General features: G+C 45.6%; 16 protein-coding genes. 3 read left to right on the forward strand and 13 right to left on the reverse strand.

Annotation, left to right across the window (positions count from 1 at the left end):
• Window positions 1-43: 43 nt before the first annotated feature.
• Window positions 44-1066, reverse strand: coding sequence for a globin-coupled sensor protein (locus ACQQ6X_RS09455; protein WP_305165129.1), 1023 nt, complete (start codon window positions 1064-1066; stop codon window positions 44-46).
• A gap of 258 nt (window positions 1067-1324) precedes the next feature.
• On the reverse strand, window positions 1325-3220 hold the full coding sequence (locus tag ACQQ6X_RS09460) for a PrkA family serine protein kinase (RefSeq protein WP_149035931.1): 1896 nt from the start codon (window positions 3218-3220) through the stop codon (window positions 1325-1327).
• 282 nt (window positions 3221-3502) lie between these two features.
• Here ACQQ6X_RS09460 and ACQQ6X_RS09465 point away from each other — a divergent pair, with 282 nt between their 5' ends.
• A complete protein-coding gene (locus ACQQ6X_RS09465) occupies window positions 3503-4348 on the forward strand; it encodes a DUF2161 domain-containing phosphodiesterase (RefSeq protein WP_305165130.1) in 846 nt (281 codons plus the stop codon).
• A 6-nt stretch (window positions 4349-4354) separates the two neighbouring features.
• Here the strand turns inward: ACQQ6X_RS09465 and ACQQ6X_RS09470 are convergent, their stop codons facing one another.
• Window positions 4355-5608: a PLP-dependent aminotransferase family protein gene (locus ACQQ6X_RS09470; protein WP_305165131.1), complete on the reverse strand. Its 1254-nt coding sequence runs from the start codon at window positions 5606-5608 to the stop codon at window positions 4355-4357.
• Between the two features lie 49 nt (window positions 5609-5657).
• On the reverse strand, window positions 5658-6314 hold the full coding sequence (locus ACQQ6X_RS09475; RefSeq protein ID WP_149035928.1) for a response regulator transcription factor: 657 nt from the start codon (window positions 6312-6314) through the stop codon (window positions 5658-5660).
• Window positions 6315-6585: 271 nt separating this feature from the next.
• On the opposite strand from ACQQ6X_RS09475, the gene ACQQ6X_RS09480 reads away from it, so the two are divergent.
• Together ACQQ6X_RS09480 and ACQQ6X_RS09485 are read left to right on the forward strand one after the other, a co-directional pair.
• The gene (locus ACQQ6X_RS09480) at window positions 6586-6993 is read left to right on the forward strand and encodes a hypothetical protein (protein WP_305165132.1); all 408 of its coding nucleotides are present in this window, start codon (window positions 6586-6588) and stop codon (window positions 6991-6993) included.
• The gene (locus tag ACQQ6X_RS09485; protein WP_305165133.1) at window positions 6990-8057 is read left to right on the forward strand and encodes a phosphodiester glycosidase family protein; all 1068 of its coding nucleotides are present in this window, start codon (window positions 6990-6992) and stop codon (window positions 8055-8057) included. The genes ACQQ6X_RS09480 and ACQQ6X_RS09485 overlap by 4 nt, the downstream gene beginning before the upstream one ends.
• A 100-nt stretch (window positions 8058-8157) precedes the next feature.
• On the opposite strand, the gene ACQQ6X_RS09490 is transcribed toward ACQQ6X_RS09485, so the two are convergent.
• The 9 genes from ACQQ6X_RS09490 to ACQQ6X_RS09530 all read right to left on the reverse strand — a co-directional run bounded on the left by ACQQ6X_RS09490 (window position 8158) and on the right by ACQQ6X_RS09530 (window position 18817).
• Window positions 8158-8406 (reverse strand): AbrB/MazE/SpoVT family DNA-binding domain-containing protein, encoded by a 249-nt coding sequence (locus ACQQ6X_RS09490; RefSeq protein WP_014599574.1) that lies wholly within the window; start codon window positions 8404-8406, stop codon window positions 8158-8160.
• 376 nt (window positions 8407-8782) lie between these two features.
• Window positions 8783-9247: a tRNA (uridine(34)/cytosine(34)/5-carboxymethylaminomethyluridine(34)-2'-O)-methyltransferase TrmL gene (gene trmL / locus ACQQ6X_RS09495; protein WP_149035925.1), complete on the reverse strand. Its 465-nt coding sequence runs from the start codon at window positions 9245-9247 to the stop codon at window positions 8783-8785.
• A 243-nt stretch (window positions 9248-9490) separates the two neighbouring features.
• Window positions 9491-10582 carry a 3-phosphoserine/phosphohydroxythreonine transaminase gene (gene serC / locus ACQQ6X_RS09500; RefSeq protein WP_149035924.1) on the reverse strand — a complete coding sequence of 364 codons (1092 nt, stop codon included), beginning with the start codon at window positions 10580-10582 and terminating at the stop codon, window positions 9491-9493.
• 268 nt (window positions 10583-10850) lie between these two features.
• Entirely contained in the window at window positions 10851-12275 is a 1425-nt protein-coding gene (glnA, locus tag ACQQ6X_RS09505) for a type I glutamate--ammonia ligase (protein ID WP_063209902.1), read from the reverse strand.
• Window positions 12276-12546: 271 nt separating this feature from the next.
• Complete coding sequence (gene aroF, locus ACQQ6X_RS09510; RefSeq protein ID WP_305165134.1) at window positions 12547-13584, reverse strand: 3-deoxy-7-phosphoheptulonate synthase; 1038 nt, start codon at window positions 13582-13584, stop codon at window positions 12547-12549.
• 265 nt (window positions 13585-13849) lie between these two features.
• Window positions 13850-14806 (reverse strand): 4-hydroxy-3-methylbut-2-enyl diphosphate reductase, encoded by a 957-nt coding sequence (locus ACQQ6X_RS09515; protein WP_305165135.1) that lies wholly within the window; start codon window positions 14804-14806, stop codon window positions 13850-13852.
• 110 nt (window positions 14807-14916) lie between these two features.
• Window positions 14917-16395, reverse strand: a complete 1479-nt coding sequence (locus ACQQ6X_RS09520) for a sensor histidine kinase (RefSeq protein WP_063209905.1) — start codon at window positions 16393-16395, stop codon at window positions 14917-14919.
• Between the two features lies 1 nt (window position 16396).
• Window positions 16397-17086: a response regulator transcription factor gene (locus tag ACQQ6X_RS09525; RefSeq protein ID WP_305165136.1), complete on the reverse strand. Its 690-nt coding sequence runs from the start codon at window positions 17084-17086 to the stop codon at window positions 16397-16399.
• A 147-nt stretch (window positions 17087-17233) separates the two neighbouring features.
• Window positions 17234-18817 carry a S1C family serine protease gene (locus ACQQ6X_RS09530; RefSeq protein WP_305165137.1) on the reverse strand — a complete coding sequence of 528 codons (1584 nt, stop codon included), beginning with the start codon at window positions 18815-18817 and terminating at the stop codon, window positions 17234-17236.
• Window positions 18818-18888 lie beyond the last annotated feature (71 nt).

Raw genomic sequence — 18888 nt, forward strand, 5'->3', positions numbered from 1 at the left:
GTAAAAAAACAGACCCGGTGGTAAGGTCTGTTTTTTGTGTATCTTATACCTTTATCATTTCTGAGGAATGCTGCAGCATCTCCAATTCCTTCACCATGTTTTCAATCAGCTTGGTGAAGGAAGCCAATTCTTCCGAGCTGGAGGCCTGTTGCCGGGCACTGGCTGTTGTGGTAGCGGCTTCGGATTGAACACTGTCAAGCATACGGGCAATTTTCAGTACCTTGCGCTGAATTTGCTCCTGTGCTTGCTTTGAATTAGATGCCAGCTTTCGCACTTCCTGTGCCACCACTTGAAACCCACGTCCTGCTTCTTGCGCATGGGCTGCCTCAATCGCCGCATTCAGTCCCAGCAGATGAGTCTGATCGGACAATTCTCGAATTGTACTGCTCATCTGTTCAATATGTTTAATCTCGTCGCTCAATTGCAGTACCAGTTCCTCTGTATGTTCCTGCGAAGAAGCAGTGTTACAGGCACTCTCCGCGATATTATCCGTATTTTCCCTAAGTTCGGCAATCATCCCTGTCAAATTTTGCGCAATCCGGGACACCACAGTCAGCATCTGCGTTTGTTCATCGGCGAGCTCGTTAACTTGCTCCTGTTCCTTTTCCTGATAAGCTTCCAGCACAAGCTGGGAATCCAGATTGAACATTTTAGAAAGAGCGTGCACAATAGAATGCCAATCCTCTATCCCCGAACGCTTGAAAATGTCTACTGCAATATCAAGATAAGCAATGTACGTACCCAAATAATAATCGGAAGACAATCCAATCCGGGAATGTACCTGTCCCACAAAAAGGCGGTGTTCGATAAACGAATCATCTATTTTCCCATCTGCAAGAGAAAGCCAGTATTCACGTTGTGTTTGCTTTAGTCGCTCAATATTCGACCATTTAGAGATAATCGACATGAGATGGGGAACCTTTTCTACATGCTCATAAAAACGGTCCACGACTTCATTCACAATCGATTGGAATAGTCCCTGATAATGATGTAATAAAGTCAAATCGTCATCAGTTATACCAATATATTGTATCTGTTTTAATCTACTCTCAGCAACATGAATCATAAGTCCCTCCAAATCATAGTTTACATAGATTTTACATTACCATATTTATCGGCAACTTTTAATAAATTGTTAAAAAAGCACAAGATTGATTATAACTTTTTTCATAGTAATTTCAGTTAAAAAAAGAATCCGACCGCACCTGAAACACTCTGTGCTTGCCGGATTCCTTATAGGAAACACGTTGATTAGATATCTCACTGCCTTCGTGTCACCATCCATTTCAATTCATCTTCATCATACTGTACATATTATTTCGCCTTACCGATTCAGGAGACTACCTACATATCTCAATAGGTCATTGGCGCTAGCTGCTGTGTAGCCATGCTCCTCTATTAGTCGCTTAATAACCTCATTCATACGTTTGAGCTGATTAGCGTCAGGCGTTTTGGTCGAAGTCGTAATCTTCACAATATCCTTCAAATCGGCGAACAGCTTCTTTTCAATGGCTTCTCGCAGCCGATCATGATGGTGATACTCAAACTTCCGCCCCTTGCGGGAATAGGCGGAAATGCGAATTAATATTTCTTCACGGAATGCCTTTTTCGCATTTTCCGACACCCCGATTTGCTCCTCAATGGAACGCATAAGCCGCTCATCCGGGTCGAGCTCCTCATCGGTAAGCGGATCGCGGATTTTTGCCCAATTGCAAAAAGCTTCGATGTTATCCAAATAGTTGTCAAACAGCGTCTTGGCTGATTCTTCGAAGGAGTACACAAAAGCCTTTTGTACTTCTTTTTTAGCCAATTCATCATATTCCTTACGAGCCACGGAAATGAAATTCAGATAACGCTCCCGCTCTTCCTTGGTGATGGAGGCGTGTTGGTCTAGCCCATCCTTAATGGCGCGTAAAATATCCAGAGCATTGATGGACTCCACATTTTGCTTAATCAGTGCACTGGAGATACGATTAATGACGTATCTTGGGTCAACGCCGGACATGCCTTCTTCCAGAAACTCATTTTGCATCTCCTTCAGATCGGCTTCCTTATAGCCTTCGACCTCCTCACCGTCATACATACGCATCTTTTTAACCAAATCCATCCCCTGCTTCTTGGTTTCTTTCAGCCGGGTGAGCACAGAGAAAATGGCAGCCGTTCGCAGCGCATGAGGAGCGATGTGAATATGCCGCATGTCACTTTGCCCAATGAGCTTGGCATAAATCTTTTCTTCTTCGGATACTTTTAAATTATAGGGAATTGGCATTACAATCATCCGTGACTGCAACGCCTCGTTCTTTTTATTGGCAATAAAGCTTTTATATTCCGACTCATTCGTGTGAGCTACGATCAATTCATCAGCACTGATGAGCGCAAACCGCCCAGCCTTGAAATTTCCCTCCTGGGTCAGAGACAATAAATTCCACAAAAATTTCTCATCGCATTTCAGCATTTCCTGAAATTCCATCAGTCCGCGATTCGCTTTATTCAGCTCTCCGTCAAATCGATAGGCGCGCGGATCAGACTCTGAACCATACTCGGTAATGGTGGAAAAGTCGATGCTGCCTGTCAAATCAGCAATATCCTGTGATTTCGGATCAGAAGGACTGAACGTACCTATGCCGATCCGGTTTTCTTCTGATATAAATACCCGCTCTACACGCACCTTTTCGATATCGCCATCAAATTCTGTACGCAGCTTCATCTGGCAGGATGGGCACAGATTACCTTCAATGCGCACACCTAGCTCCTTTTCGAAGTCAGGGCGCAGCTCATGTGGAATAAGATGAAGGGGATCTTCATGCATAGGGCAGCCCTCAATGGCATACACGGCTCCCTGATCCGTTCTTGAAAACTTCTCCAGACCACGCTTTAGCAAAGTGACCAGTGTCGATTTCCCTCCGCTGACAGGTCCCATCAAAAGAAGGATGCGCTTGCGGACATCGAGCCGCCTGGCTGAAGAGTGGAAGTATTCCTCCACCAGCTTTTCTAGTGCACGATCCAGCCCAAATATCTCCTGCTCAAAAAATTTATATCGCTTGTGTCCCCCAACCTCTTCTACACCAAAAGATTCAATCATTTTGTAAACCCGTGCATGAGCGGTCATCGCCGGTGTCGGGTCTTTCTTGAGTATCTCGATATACTCTCTAAAAGTGCCGTTCCAGGCCAAGCGGTTGTTCTCCGCTCGGTACTCCGCAAGGCGGTCAAAAATATTCATGCTCGGTTCCTCCCATGACTGCGTAATGACTATCCTCCACTCTTGATGATTATGGCTACACTCGTCACGCCTTTCAGGATATGATGCGATCCTCTTAAAAAAAGTGTAATACATACCTATGCAGATTGATTTCAGAATTGACCTATTTTTTGTGACAGGTCTCTAGGCTTTTTCCAAAAACAAAGGGATTCACTGTGCTAAAATAGACAACAACGACACGGATCTGAAACGTTATGGTACAATAAAAGCTCGGAATAATGGGATAAAGGAGCGGGAGAGTCCATGGCAGTTCGGCATGAGACGGAGCTGTATGCTCCGGTCAAAGCCTTTTTTGAAAACTTGGGATATGAAGTCAAGGGAGAAGTACGCAACTGCGACTTGGTGGGGATCAAGCCAGGACAGGAAACGCCACTGATTGTGGAGATAAAAAAGACGTTTAACCTGGCGCTGGTGCTGCAAGGTATGCAGCGCTTGAAGCTCAGCAGCAATGTATATGTAGCCGTAGAACGGAATCGTGCCAAAAAAGGGGCGGTGAATCAACGCTGGAATGAGCTGATCGGACTGTGCCGTCAATTGGGGCTTGGCTTGCTCACCGTCACGCACTTTAAAACAAAGCCTCCACTCGTTGAGATACTGTGTAAGCCCGTGGGACCTAGCGATAATGTTCACAAAACGCCTGCCGTCCGCCGCGGCTCGCGCAAGGAAAAGCTGCTGCGGGAATTTCACGCACGCAGCGGTGACCACAATGTGGGCGGGAGCACCCGGCGCAAGCTGGTCACCGCCTACCGGGAAAAAGCGCTGCGCGTAGCCGCTGCTTTGCAGGGCTTGGGGGAAGCCGCCCCGGCACAGCTCGTCCGTACAGCAGCTGTCAGCGGAGCTGCAGCCGTGCTCCAGCGCAATTACTACGGCTGGTTTGAGCGTGTAGCCCGCGGTCGCTATCGGCTGACTCCGTACGGTGAAGCCGCTCTGAGCGAGTATGCGGAAGTGCTCCAGCAGCAGGGGATTGAAACGGCCGCTGGAGTGGCGGCAGAGTTTAACGAGGGTGGTGAACAGCTGCACATTGTGGAAGCATTCGGCGATTATTCCACCAATGTTGCAGAGGCAGAGGATGACTCGCCCCGGTGGTGACTTTAGCTAGCTTCGCGCAGTAAATTCACCGATCGTCTCACCGATCAAATTCATGCCCATAAGCAGTTGTTCTCGGCCCGGGTGGCTAAAATTAAGGCGAATATGGGACGCACCTTCATCGCCAACTGCACACAAAGCCCCTGGCATAAAGGCTACACCCTTGGGTAGCGCTGCTTTGAGCAGCAAGGCGCTGTCCAGCCCTGCGGGCAACTTCACCCACACATACATCCCACCGGATGGGATATGATACGTCACGTCTTTCCAAAACGGGCGCTTGAGCAGCTCTAGCAGTAATTGGAGTCGAGTTGAGTATTCCTTGTTCAACATCGCCAAGTGCTCGTGCCATTGAAAACGCGAATTGGTCAGCAATTGGAACAGCAGCCGTTGGTTCATCGTACTGGACTGCACGTCAGCCAATTGCTTCAAAGCATACATCCCTTCAATCAGCGGCGCAGGACCAGCTGCCCAGCCAGTTCGCAGTGCAGGGGCAACTGTTTTATTAAATGAACCGATATATAGCACTTGGCCGCCCTGACCTGCATGATCCAGTGCGAATAGTGAAGGGTAAGCCTCTGCAAACTTTCGGCTCTGGGCATGCGGACTTTTATCATGTGTTTCGTGTTTTTGCTTAAAATGCAATTCGCCGTAAGAATCTTCCTCAACGACCAGCACCTCATGACGCCTGCACAGGTCCAAAATTTCCTGCCGTCTAGCCGCGCTCCATAAGGAGCCTGTTGGATTCGTAAACGTTGGCGTAGCAAAAAAAAGCTTGGGACGATAACGAATCATTAAAGCTTCAAGCTTATCGGGAATAACGCCCTCCCCATCCGATTCTACAGGAACGATCTGCGCCCCTTGCATCGATAGCACCTGCAGACATCCAGGGGATGTCGGGTTCTCAACCAATACCGGATCACGCTCATCCACCATCAGCCTTACAATCAAGTCAATGGCCTGCTGACTGCCTGTGGTGAGAAGGATTTGACCTGGTGGTACTCTTACTCCTTTACGCTGTTCCCACTCTCCTGCAAGCCATGCCCGCAACGGAAAATAGCCCTCCGGTTCACCATACTGGAGGGCGTCAGGGCCGGAGCCAAACACATCATGAGCCGCTTCTTCCAACAGTTTCACCGGAAACAGCTCTTGTGCAGGCAACTCTTCAGCCAGAGATATAAAGGAATGTCTTCTCGCATTTTCCCGGATATGACGCACTGGAGAAGCCAACATCGCAGCCGTTCGTGAAGCAAAGGAATATTGCATGAACATCCTCCTTCTCCTGAAAAATAGTCATGTTCTCCGGGCTGACGCGTCAAGCATATAGCTGCTTCGTCTGACGCGCATATAAGGCATAACGTTCAATCGCCTGCGCCCGGCTGGACACACCTAGTTTTGCATAAATTTTACGTAAATAATTATCAATGGAGCGCCGGCTAACTTCGATCTCGATCGCAATTTTGTCATATGTAATTCCTTGTACAATACGTTCCATAATAAAAACTTCAGTTTGCGTCAATTCGTCAAAAGGCTCAGCAGCCATTAACGGCATAAATGGCCAATTTCCACAACGAATCCAATCCATTGGTAAAGAAGCAAATCCTTCGCGCAAACCGTTGATCAGGTGAATTAACTGACTCGGTGATGCCTGCTTGGATAGCATTCCATTGGCCCCAAGTGAAATTAACTGCTGAAACAACGTAATATTGTCCTCATCCGTCATAATAACAATATGGCTGTCCGGAGACAAGACCCGCATTTGTGTCAAAAACGGTTCTGCCGTTCCCTCAGGCAACCTATGGTCCATTAAAATAATTTCCGGCCGAATGGAGCAAACCAGCTCCAGGCCTTCTGTGCCGGAGGAAGACATCCCTCTGACAAGTAAATCCTGCTGGTCTTCCAAAATAAGCTTTGTTCCCAGCATACTTGTAGGATGGATATCTATGATGACCACCTGCCATACTTTTCTCATATCTAAACCTCCTGATTTAACAAAAAAATACATAGTTAGCGAAAATAATCGAAAAATTAGAGCTTGCTTATGTAGAATTGCGTAAATGTGAACGTATAGGAAGCGAAAACGATTTAAGGAAATTGTATCCTAGGACTTCCTTCCGATGCAATCTCTTTTTCCAATATTTTTATATGGCTATTTCGCTTTTGCGAAATAAATAGGCCCATGATAGAATTGGAACTGCAAATAAAGACTGGAATTTTGAATTTATACGGGAGTTGAAAATCGCATGCAAGCTTCACCTGAACGTCCTTCTGCCGAAGCCCGACGGAGCAATTCAAAAAAGGGGTTGCCCGTAAAGACTTTTCTGCTATTTTGGTTCATTCTTATTATACTAGGTGCTCTCGCAACCTATCTGTATAGCAATCACTTGAAGCAGCAAATGCTAAACGAAATGCAAACCCATACAAACCAACAGATTCAGGCACTCAAATCCGACTATGAAAAGCAACTGACAGCACTTTCCAAGGAAGTTAGCGGGTTACAGGGTAAAGTTCAGTCCTTCAACGAGCTACTGACCTTTACAAAGGATAATGCCAATAACAAGACCGATAATAGCAATAAGCTGTATACCCAATTAAACGAAGTCAAGCAGCAGCTCAATACACTTCAGAAAAAAATGGACTTGCTAAAATGAATATAGACGCAAAGCTAGTCAACCGGTTCTTTATGTTGGCCCTTGCTCCTTTTATCGGTTTGTTAGGGTGTATTTTGTTAGTGCATCCCCCATTGAGCTTTCCTGAATCTACATCTCCGAGTCTGCAAAAAGCTGAAATCACTTTACAAACGCAATCAGTAGGAACCCAGCTTGATGATGCCAAGGAAACAGCAGCGTACACCTTATCTACGATTCGCCGGACGTCTGAGCTCTACAAACAAACGACCCAAACGATGAATCAGCTTGTTGCGACTGCCTCTACGCAGTCCAAACGCCCCGAGGTCATCTACAACCGGCGTATCACCGCCAAACTGGGGATTCCTTATGAGCGGGTAGATAGCAACCGGATTACCATTGAGCTGTTTAAGGTAAACCCGGGAATTTATCATGGATACGCTATGAAAGTCAAACTTAAAGATCCTACAGCAATGAAAATGTCTTTGGGAAATGACAAATTGGGTGGCTCAGAAACAACCCTGCGTGCAGTGTTGAGACACGGAGCTGTTGCAGGCATCAACGCAGGCGGCTTTGCAGATGGAGACGGCAAACGCTATCCATTAAGCACCACTGTCTTGAACGGCCGTTACCTTACTGGCTTTCAGTCAAGCTTCAAGGATTTGTCATTCGTCGGATTGAGTAACAATGGCAAGCTGATTGGGGGCAAATTTTACAACCAAGATATTCTTGACAGCTTAAAACCTGCCTTTGGAGCCACCTTTGTCCCCGTTCTATTACAAAAAGGCCAAAAAGTGCCTGTTCCTGACAAATGGAGAGTCTCTCCCAAGCGGGCTCCACGCACAGTCATTGGCAACTATAAGGATGATCAGCTGCTTATTATTGTCGTAGACGGCTACGATGAAAGCGGGGGTTCAGGTGCAACGCTCGAAGAACTCCAAGGGAAGATGTACAATCTGGGTGTTCAAGATGCTTATAATTTGGACGGCGGCGGTTCATCATCCCTTATACTAAATGGTCGAGTCGTAAACAAACCGTCAGATGGTAATTTGCGTCCAGTCCCTACTCATTTTTTGTTCTATAAATAGTTATGTGTAGTTTACTATCAAAATAAATATATGCTGTTCAGCATAACTCTATCCGAAAAAAAGCATCACGAACGAATGTCGTGATGCTTTTTTGCCTCATTTAGGAGGAGTACTGTGTCATTTCTGTCAGACATTGAGCACAAATATAACGTTCTTTAAAATCGTTTACTTGTTCGATTGAGCCGCAGAATACACATTTTGGACGATAACGCTCCAAAATAATATGGTCGCCTTGAACCAAAATTTCGACAGGATCTCCCTCATTCATTTGATATCTTTTACGCAGTGACTTAGGCAGAACTATTCTCCCCAACTGATCAACTTTACGTACCACACCGGCAGGTTTCATCGTGATCGTACACCTCTCCTATTAAGTAATAACTTACAATTTTCTTTTCAGACGAAAAACTAGGTACAAAGACACTATTCTTTATGTAGTATTCGCTGTCTTTTTGTCGAATCCTGCTGATCACAGGAAATTTTATTACATTTTTTCATAAAATCATGAACCATAACAAAGTATGGTACAGAATGTCTATAATATTTTTATCGACCGGAAAGCCAATTATCATTAGCTTTCAACGAGAATTTCCGCAAATTTATGACCCTATATCCTTTATATAAGCTCTACTGTCATGTACTTTCGAGCAATAATAGTGCAACTTTTATGAGCAACTAAGGTCCTGGTTCTTTATTCGCATTTATACTTAAACAATTGATGTTCGTTACGATAAACCTGGAAAATCCAATTGTCTCAGTGCTTCATATACGATAATCGCAGCGGAATTCGACAAGTTTAGAGATCTCACTTTATCCGACATAGGCATCTTGATGCATGTATCAGGATTTGCAGCTAACAGCTCAGGAGGCAAACCTTTCGTTTCTTTACCAAAAACCAAAAAGTCTCCATCCTGAAATTCAATATCACTATAGTGCTGTTTTGCTTTTGTCGTCGCATAAAAAAAACGACCTTCTTGATATTTCTCTTGTACTTCAGCAAAAGACTCGTGATACTCGATGTGGACAGCATACCAATAATCAAGCCCCGCCCGTTTTAACGTGGCATCATCTGTTCGGAAGCCCAGTGGCTTAACCAGATGCAGATGCGTTCCGGTTGCCGCACAAGTTCTGGCGATATTTCCTGTGTTAGCTGGGATTTCCGGCTCGACAAGCACAATATGTAATGGCATCAGTTTTCGTTCCTTTCGTCATTAAATTCATCAGACAAATAACCTAAAGTCTAACCAAAAAGTGTACATGAAAACATACACTCTCTTCATTTTAACAAAATCAGAGGAATATAGACATCAACTGACAAAAAAATATCAATATCCCTACACCACTAAAAGCCTTCCCCTATACACATTCAGGGAAGGCTCTTCTTTAACTTTTTCGATTTTAAATATCGTGTATCGAAATATATATCCGTATAATTAACTGTTACGTTGCTTAAATCCATCCATAAACTCGGCTAATGCTTGACAGTTCTCTAGTGGAACCGCATTGTAAATCGAGGCGCGAAGCCCTCCTACACTGCGATGCCCCTTCAATCCGATGAAACCCGCTTGTTCGGATTCTTTAATAAATTGTTTTTCCAGATCCTCATTCGCAAGGCGGAAAGTTACGTTCATAATAGAGCGATCAGCGCTGTCCACACAACCACGATAGAAGCCTTCGCTTCTGTCAATACGGTCGTACAGCAAAGCAGCTTTCTGCTGGTTCACACGCTCGATGCCTTCCAAACCGCCTTCCTCCTGGATCCATTTCAGCACTTCATTCACCATGTATATGGCAAAGGATGGGGGAGTATTGTAGAGAGAGTTATTTTTTTCATAAGTACTGTAACGCAGCATCGTAGGAATATGAGCTGGTGAGGAAGCCAGCAGCTCTTCACGAGCAACCACAACCGTTACACCAGAAGGTCCCAGATTTTTTTGCGCGCCAGCATAAATCAATCCAAATTGAGTAACATCAAATGGCTTGCAAAAAATATCACTGGACATGTCCACAATCAGCGGTACGGAACCCGTATCGGGGAATTGCTTAAATTGTGTACCTTCGATCGTCTCGTTGGACGTCATATGCACATATGCAGTATTCTCAGGCAAGTCCAAGGCATCCACATTCGGAAGACGCATGTATTTCTCATCAGCGGAGGAGGCGGCAATGTGAGCCTTGCCCAATAGCTTAGCTTCTTTATATGCCTTGTCCGACCAGCTACCTGTCATAACATAGCTTCCGATCTGCCCTTCACTCAAGAAATTTAAAGGCAGCATGGCAAACTGCGTGCTTGCGCCCCCTTGCAGGAACAGCACCTTGTAGCCTTGCGGATTGCCCAGCAAAGATAGCAGACGTTCCTGCGCTTCATTATGGACAGATTCATACACGGCTCCACGGTGAGACATTTCCATGATGGACATCCCTGTTCCCTGGAAATCTACGAATTCAGCTTGTACACGTTCCAGTACTTTGAGCGGCAATGCCGCCGGTCCTGCATTAAAATTGTAGGCTCTCTTACTCAACAATTTCCCATCCCTTCTCTACTCTGGTGTGGATATTATCGCTATGATAGCAGTATTCATAAATGCGTTCAAGACTTGTATAAAAATGTTTCTGAATTCCTTTATGATGTGACAAAGCTGTGAATGTTAATATATTTAACATCTTTATTTTGTAGTATTTATCATAATGGTAAAAGGTCTCCGGTATAAGACCGGAGACCTATCTTGAACAACAACTATTCCCCGCAGGCTAATGAGTGTTATTCAAATCAGCTATGCTACCCATGTAGTATTAGCAATCAAAATACAAGCTGTATTCATGTGGATGAACACGGATGTTCACCGATTTTGCTTCGGAACGTTTGAACTCTACATAGTTATCAATAAAGTCCTTCGTAAATACGCCGCCTTCAGTCAGGAATTCGTAATCGGCTTCTAGAGCGTCCAGGGCTTCATCCAGTGAACCAGGTACACTGCGGATTTTGCCTTTTTCAGCGTCAGACAGCTCATAGATGTTGGTATCGAGTGGACCATAGCCCAATTCGACTGGATTCAGTTTGCGCTTGATGCCATCCAGACCTGCCATCAGCATTGCTGAGAAAGCAAGGTATGGGTTAGCTGTGGAGTCCGGTGTACGGAACTCGATTCGGCAGCCTTTAGGCGTAACAGCCGCTACTGGAATACGTACAGCCGCAGAACGGTTACCTTTGGAGAATACCAGGTTAACCGGCGCTTCGTAGCCAGGAACGAGACGTTTGAACGAGTTGGTGCTTGGATTTGTCAAAGCGATCAGCGCAGGTGCATGGTACAGAATACCGCCAATGTAGTGAAGAGCCATTTCGCTCAGATTAGCATAGCCACCTTTTTCGTAGAACAAAGGAGTATCGCCATCGAAAATAGATTGGTGAACGTGCATACCGCTTCCGTTGTCCCCGAAAATCGGTTTCGGCATGAATGTTGCCACTTTACCATATTGACGAGCTGTGTTGTGTACAATGTATTTATAAACGAGCAGGTTGTCTGCTGTTTTCTTGAGTGTATCAAAACGGAAGTTGATTTCCGCTTGGCCTGCCGTAGCCACCTCATGGTGATGGCGCTCAATTCTCAGACCAGCTTCTTCAAGCAAACGGCACATTTCACTACGAATGTCTTGCTGGGTGTCTACTGGTGCTACAGGTACATAGCCGCCCTTCACGCCCACTTTAAAGGCCAGGTTGCCGCCTTCTTCCTTACGGTTCGTGTTCCAAGCTGCTTCCTCGGAATCTACGAAGAAGGAGGAGCTGTTCATGCCGCTTTCGTAGCGAACATCATCAAAAATGAAAAATTCAGATTCAGGTGCAAAGAATGCCGCTGTACCCACTCCTGCAGATTGCAAAAATTCCTCAGCCTTTTTTGCAATACCACGAGGATCGCGGTCATATTTTTCGCCGTCTGGCGTAGCAATGTCACACAGAATATTCAGCGTAGGATGCTGAGTGAAAGGGTCAATAAAAACCGCTTCCGGATCGGGCAGCATAACCATGTCGGATTCCTCGATGCCACGATAGCCGGGAATGGAAGAACCGTCGAAAGCAACACCGTTAACAAATGTTTCTTCATCTACTTCGGAAGCTGGCAATGAAATATGGTGAGCACGACCAGACAAATCTACAAAACGAAAATCTACCCACTCAATATTATTTTCCTGAATTGTTTTCAATACGTTTTCAACGGACATGTCTTCTTCCTCCCAATTTTTCCGAACATTAAGTCTTATACAACCCTGAAATGTTCATGATCGAATGTTTTTTTCTGTCGTCATTATAAATCTCAAACATGACACGGGTCAATAGCTATGTAAGGTATTTTTTAAACTAATGTTAGATATGCTTACGCCCTTGATAACATTTGCACAACACAAAAAGCCCGAAACATCGGGCTTTTAGGTGATTTTACTCCTATTTACTGCGTTGCTGCAAAACTTTTATGCATTAGTGTAAATAATTAACTTAAGAAACGACACTAGGTGTATGGAATGTTTTACCAATTGCAGGCGCCAACCGTTCCAAATCTTTCAGTAAATCTGCAAATTGATCCGGGAATAAAGACTGTACGCCATCGCCTGTCATCGAGTTGTCAGGGTCTGTGTGCATTTCAATAATTAAACCATCCGCTCCGGCAGCTACCGAGGCCTTTGTCATAGGAACAACCAATTCACGTCTACCTGTACCATGGCTAGGGTCGGAAATGACTGGTAAATGGCTCAACTGTTGCAATACAGGAATCGCGGACAAGTCGAGCGTATTTCTGGTGTAGGTTTCGAAAGTACGGATACCGCGCTCACACAACATAACATTCGGATTGCCACCTGCCAAGATGTACTCGGCAGCATTCAAGAATTCGTCATAAGTCGAGCTGAAACCGCGCTTGAGCAATACGGGCTTACCGCAGGTTCCCAGCTTGCGCAGCAGATCGAAGTTTTGCATATTACGTGTACCTACTTGCAGAATATCAGCGTACTCCGCACAGATGTCTACATATTCAGGTGTCATGACCTCCGTGATGGTCAAAAGGTCATGCTTCTGGCCCGCCTCAGCCATCATGATTAAACCTTCTACACCCGTTCCTTGGAAGCTGTATGGCCCTGTACGCGGCTTAAAAGCACCTCCACGCAGAACTTGTGCACCTGCAGCTTTGACCAATCCGGCAATTTCATCGATCTGTGCAGCAGACTCAACAGCACATGGTCCCCCCATAACGACAAGCTCGCCCCCGCCGATATTTACACCTTTGATGGAGATCACCGTATTTTCCGGGTGAAAATCACGGCTGGCCAATTTGTAGGATTTCGATATTTTAACCACATTTTCTACACCCTTCATTTGGCGTAGATGCTCTGACAGCTTTGGTTCTACGTTACCAATCAGTCCGATAATCGTACGATCTGATCCTCGCGATACATGAGCCTGCAATCCTTCTTTTTCAATAACTTCAACAATAGCTTGGATATGTTCTTCAGGTGTGTGAACACCAGCGATAACGATCATTTTTTTCTTCCTCTCTATAAACTATATTTTATTAACCATATTGAATAATATTATGTCACTTAGACGCTTGTTCGCTTTTAAGCTTTTATTCGTTAAAGCAACTATACCTGTTTTAGTTCGACTCGTCAAGGCTTAATTGTCCCGAATTATTCTATTTTTCGAGTTAGTGAACCTGGCTTAATTGAATAACATCGGCGCTTAAACAATGTAAAAAAGCCGTTATCCGGATGCTTGTATCCGAATAACGGCTGTAATCAAACATATATTATTTCGTTGTTTTTGACTTTTCTCGTACAGGAGGCAGCAGCTTTTTCATATCAATGGTTCGCCGAATCTCCCATGTTTCCGGGTTATCCGCATCATACTGTTCCAAATACGTAATGACCTCTTTGGTAATCAGCGTAGGTGTTGAAGCCCCGGAAGTCACCGCTACTTTGGCCACGTCCTCAAGCCACTCCCTCTTCAGCTCGGTTACATCAGAAATACGATAAGCCTTGGTACCAGCTATTTCTTCCGACACCTGAGCCAATCGATTTGAATTGTTGCTTCGCGGGTCACCGACCACGATCACCAGATCCGCCTGTCCTGCCTGCTCAGCTACCGCTTCCTGACGTACCTGCGTCGCCAAACAGATTTCATTGTGTATCTCGGCACCTGGATACTTCTCCAGCAGCTTTTTCATTATATGCTTGATATCCCATTGACTCATGGTCGTCTGATTCGTAATCAGGATTTTGTCTCCTGACAGTGTAAGACTGTCGATCTCTTCTTCCTTTTCAATCAGATGTACATGGTCAGGGGCAATACCCATAGCTCCCTCTGGCTCTGGATGATTCTTCTTGCCAATATAAATAATCTGATAGCCTTCGGCAGACTTCTCCCGAATCAGATCATGTGTCTTCGTCACGTCAGGACAGGTTGCATCAACCGTAGTCAATCCCTTGTCCCGCGCCAGCTTGCGAACCTCTGGTGATACGCCATGAGCAGTGAAGATGACAGTACCGCTCTCTACCTGGCTTAAAATCTCCATACGGTTCGGTCCGTCCAATGTAATAATCCCTTCATCTTCAAAGGAATTAGTAACATGACTGTTATGAACAATCATGCCTAATATATAAATAGGCCGGGGTAAGTCCAAATTTCTGGCTGCCTGACGAGCCAGTACCATGGCATCGACTACGCCGTAGCAGTAACCCCGGGGCGAAATTCTGAGTACCTCCAAAAAGAGCCCCCGCTTTCTTCGACACAGTATACAGCTCCAATCACTGGACAGCTGTGGGCTTTATGCCTCTACCGGCCAATTCTATGATGTTGTTACCCTCCTATTATAGCCTATTCCAAAGGCGCGGAAAAGCTGACTGGAAGCCAGATGACAAAGGTCGTTCCTTCTCCCTGGCGCGTAACCACTTCCACAGACCCGTGATGTTCGTCAATAATCCACTTGGCAATTGATAACCCCAAGCCAATTCCCTCCGTCACACCGCGTGATTCATCTGCCCGGTAAAATCGGTCAAAAATAAAGGGAACCTCACTTTTGTCCATTCCAATGCCTGTATCACTGATTCGTAGCCCCACCTGTCCCTGATATACAATCGCATCAAATCGCACTGTGCCTTCAGGGGTATATTTAAACGCATTATCAATGAAAATGAATAGCATCTGCTGCAAATAATCCTTGCTTCCATCCATATAAATACCATTCAACAACGAAAAATCGCCCACATTCCATTCGGCCGTTCGCTCCAAAAACTGAGCACGGCGAGCAACCTCGGTTACGAGCGGTTCCAGCGCAACAGGCACTTTATCGAACGTTTTCCCTGTGTCCGCTCTCGCGAGTGACAACATATCGTTCACCAAGCGGCTCATTCGCTTGCCTTCATCCGCCATGTCACTCAGCGCCTCCATAGAAAGCTCGCGAATCATAGCCTCATCCATATTCGGTCGCTCATCCGGTTCGGTCGTCCACATTTTGAGTAGAAAATCAACGTTGCCACGAATCGTCGTCAAGGGTGTGCGCAGTTCATGGGATGCATCGGCTACAAAGCGACGCTGCGCACCATAAGCATCTTCAAGCTCCTTGTAAAACACTTCTGTACGCCCCAGCATGTTGTTAACTGTCCCGATCAATTGTCCAATTTCATCTGGCGGACCGTCATATTCAATCCGAACACTCAAATCATTACTCGATTGAATCTGATTGGCCCCCTCAATGACTTTGACCAGTGGCTTCATAGATTTACGAGCCAGGAAGAGACCAGAGGTCGCAGCAGCGAGTAAGGCAAATAACGAACCATACACAAGCACATTTTGTAACCTGTTCATAAGTCGGTCCTGTGAGCCTGTGAATTGCCCTACCTGAAGCAGCCCGACCACCAAGCCCAGCTCCTCGGATTTGATCGGCTGTTGATAGATCATAAAGGAATCGCCATTTACGTTCACACGCCGAACTCCCTCACTTTGAACTGCTCCTGTTGCTGTAGACGGAACAGGGAAGGTGATATTGAGGTCTTTCATATTTTGGGTCGTTTTGGTTACACCAGACGTATAATTGTAAATTTGGACATATAGCTGTGAGTCATCTATTCCACGCCCCTGCTCTAAGCCCAGATCCAGGTTAGGGACCTCAAACAAGCCCCCTTTTATAATAAGGCGTAATTGCTTGTTAATCTGTGGCGCCTGAGTCATAAGCTGACTTTTCACTTCATTATATGTGTAGTAATATACTAGTCCGTAAATAGCCAGACCAAAAATGACAAGCACTATAGCCAAGATGCTTGAATACCAAGCTGTCAGCCGCCACCGAATAGACATATTACACATCACCTCTTAAAATATAGCCAGCTCCCCGAATTGTACGGATAAGCCGCTTGCCACCATCCTGCTCCGTTTTTTGTCGCAACATGGCAATATATACTTCCAGCACATTCGATTCCCCGCTATAGTCATAGCCCCATATTTTATCCATAATCAGATCACGCGACAAAACACGTTTCGGGTTTTGCATAAACAAATGGAGCAATTCAAATTCTTTGGCCGTCAGTTCCAAGCGTTTGCCGCCACGAACCACTTCGCGCGATTCGTTATCCAGTTGTAAATCCTCGAAGGTAAGCCGATTTGCATTATTGTCCTGCTGTTCAGTTTTACGCCGCAAAAGCGCTCGTACTCGTGCCAGCAGTTCCTCCAGAGCAAACGGCTTCACGAGATAATCATCGGCCCCTAGATCCAGACCCTTTACCCGGTTCTCCACCTCATCCTTGGCTGTAAGCATCAGGACAGGTACTGTGCTTCCTCCCTCCCGCATACGACGGCATACTTCAAAACCATCGACCTGCGGCATCATGACATCCAGCACGACCAGATCAGGCTCAGCTGTCAGCATTTTATTCAGTCCTTCTGCCCCGTTCGCGGCTGTCAGCACTTCATATCCTTCAAAAGCCAGCCCTCTGCGCAGCATGGATACAATTTTTTCATCGTCATCAATGATCAGAATAGTAGAACGCATACACGATCAAACTCCTTTGTCTCTTCTTCTTTTTCCTCTATTGTAGCAGGAGTAGGCGCGTGTAGCATCTTGCCACTGCGTACAGCAAGAAACGGAAGGGTCTTCCTTCCGTTTCTTGCGTTCATGTTCACTTTTTAAGTTATTCTCTTACTGTTGAAGCGTAGAGCTAAAGTCATTTTTGTTGCCTATTTTCAGCTGAATATCTTTTTTCTGCCCAGCTCGTTCAATGTTAAGTGTCAAAGCTGTACCCACTTTTTGTTTTTGGATGAATTGAATGAGCTCTTGTGATGTGCTATAAGGCGTGCCATTGGCTCCGATAATTACATCGTAAGGACGCAGATCGGCCTGATAAGCAGGTGATTTGTATATAATATCCCGAACAACCGAGCCTTCGGTCAGAGATGTACCTAATTCCTTGGCTACTTCAGGACTCAAGTTTAAGAGGCTTGCACCAATGAAGGGTACAGGTTCTTTCGGAATAGGCTGGTTATTTTTCAACTTATCGACGACTTCCAAAATCGTATTGGACGGAATCGCAAATCCGATCCCCTGGGCGTCTGCACTTACAGCTACATTCATACCGATAACCTGTCCTTGCAGATTCAGCAACGGTCCGCCAGAGTTACCAGGATTAATGGAGGCATCCGTCTGAATAAGATGCTTGTATTGCGTCGGTTTTCCGGTGGACTCACTATTAATAGTGATCGTACGCTCTTTCGCACTCAACACCCCGGCTGTTACCGAATGTTCGAAGCCTTCTGGGTTACCGATCGCAACCATCCACTCGCCCACTTTAGCGTTATCGGAGTTCCCCAAGGTTACAGTTGGAAAATTATTTTTACCATCAATTTTAAGAACCGCCAAATCAAGATCTGCATTTTTGCCCAAAACTTTGGCTTCGTAAGGCTTGTTGGTTCCCTCTACTGTAACCTGTACTACACTTGCACCTTCCACAACATGGTTGTTGGTCAGGACGTAGCCCGATTTATCAAAAATAAAACCGGAACCGATCCCCAGCGGGGTTAGCTGTCCACTGTTGCTACCTTCATTTTCGTTACTATTGCCGCTGCTGCCACTATCGCCATACTGATTGCCGAAAAAGTATTGATACAGCGGATCATTGTAATAAGGACTGCTTTGTCTGCCTCCACTAGATTGCTTGGCCAGCGTTTCGATTTTGACGACTGCTGGACCAGCCTTGGCTACCACAGACTGAACATCAGCCGTACCTGAAGGCATCACAGCCGGAACTGCACTTGGAGCAGAGTTGGAGTTGGTGGTTCCTGAATTCGTCGTTTCTCCGCTTTCAGCTGCCGCCGAAGTCAACGCTGTCTCTGGTGTGAACATATTGGTTCGATCAGCTGTATACATTAATACCGTAATGACCAACATTCCGGCTAAAAAAGATAAAAAGATCGTTTTCACTTGCGACTTGGGCTTATTCGGTTTAAATTGCCAGTTGCCATTATTCCGACCTGAACCGTCCTGTTGCTCGTGCATAGCACGTTGATAAGAAGAAGGAAGAGGTCTCACTGCCTGCGGTGGCGTAATCTCAACATCCTCCACCGACTGGCCTTCCCTGCGTTGTCCGTCCGACTGCACTGAGGAAAAAGGGCCATAGGAATAGTAATACGAGGAACCATTTGAGTCGTTTTGCCGAGTTGCTTTATCGTTATCAACCTGATCATCATCGTTCCGGCGCCCGGAATTATTATTTTTAAATTCGTCCATTGTATATCTCCTCCCAAACCCTATGCTTCTAGGTGGTGTTGTTTAACTGACTTTATTTTGCACTTTAAACC

Source organism: Paenibacillus ottowii (assembly GCF_050516475.1).
GTDB lineage: Bacteria > Bacillota > Bacilli > Paenibacillales > Paenibacillaceae > Paenibacillus > Paenibacillus ottowii.